1 protein-coding gene is annotated in these 1,141 nt (G+C 45.0%); it reads right to left on the bottom strand.

Features of this window, described 5'->3' with window-relative positions; translation table 11 throughout:
* On the bottom strand, positions 1 to 1,141 hold a 1,141-nt coding region (locus L977_RS24040), incomplete at its 3' end, for an IS4-like element ISVsa5 family transposase (protein WP_001449585.1).

The raw sequence follows: 1,141 nt of genomic DNA, 5'->3' as shown, positions 1-1,141 counted from the left end.
AGTCTTCCCTTGTTATTGTGTAGCCAGAATGCCGCAAAACTTCCATGCCTAAGCGAACTGTTGAGAGTACGTTTCGATTTCTGACTGTGTTAGCCTGGAAGTGCTTGTCCCAACCTTGTTTCTGAGCATGAACGCCCGCAAGCCAACATGTTAGTTGAAGCATCAGGGCGATTAGCAGCATGATATCAAAACGCTCTGAGCTGCTCGTTCGGCTATGGCGTAGGCCTAGTCCGTAGGCAGGACTTTTCAAGTCTCGGAAGGTTTCTTCAATCTGCATTCGCTTCGAATAGATATTAACAAGTTGTTTGGGTGTTCGAATTTCAACAGGTAAGTTAGTTGCTAGAATCCATGGCTCCTTTGCCGACGCTGAGTAGATTTTAGGTGACGGGTGGTGACAATGAGTCCGTGTCGAGCGCTGATTTTTTCGGCCTTTAGAGCGAGATTTATACAATAGAATTTGGCATGAGATTGGATTGCTTTTAGTCAGCCTCTTATAGCCTAAAGTCTTTGAGTGACTAGATGACATATCATGTAAGTTGCTGATAGGTTTCCAGTTTTCCGCTCCTAGGTCTGCATATTGTACTTTTCCTCTTACTCGACTTAACCAGTACCAACCCAGCTTCTCAACGGATTTATACCATGGCACTTTAAAGCCAGCATCACTGACAATGAGCGGTGTGGTGTTACTCGGTAGAATGCTCGCAAGGTCGGCTAGAAATTGGTCATGAGCTTTCTTTGAACATTGCTCTGAAAGCGGGAACGCTTTCTCATAAAGAGTAACAGAACGACCGTGTAGTGCGACTGAAGCTCGCAATACCATAAGTCGTTTTTGCTCACGAATATCAGACCAGTCAACAAGTACAATGGGCATCGTATTGCCCGAACAGATAAAGCTAGCATGCCAACGGTATACAGCGAGTCGCTCTTTGTGGAGGTGACGATTACCTAACAATCGGTCGATTCGTTTGATGTTATGTTTTGTTCTCGCTTTGGTTGGCAGGTTACGGCCAAGTTCGGTAAGAGTGAGAGTTTTACAGTCAAGTAAGGCGTGGCAAGCCAACGTTAAGCTGTTGAGTCGTTTTAAGTGTAATTCGGGGCAGAATTGGTAAAGAGAGTCGTGTAAAATATCGAGTTCGCACAT

Origin of the sequence: Enterobacter sp. ZOR0014 (genome assembly GCF_000798855.1) — a bacterium.
Taxonomy (GTDB): Bacteria; Pseudomonadota; Gammaproteobacteria; order Enterobacterales; family Enterobacteriaceae; genus Enterobacter; species Enterobacter kobei.
Note: the sequence above shows the minus strand (reverse complement) of the source record. Positions and strands in the feature narration are given on the sequence as shown.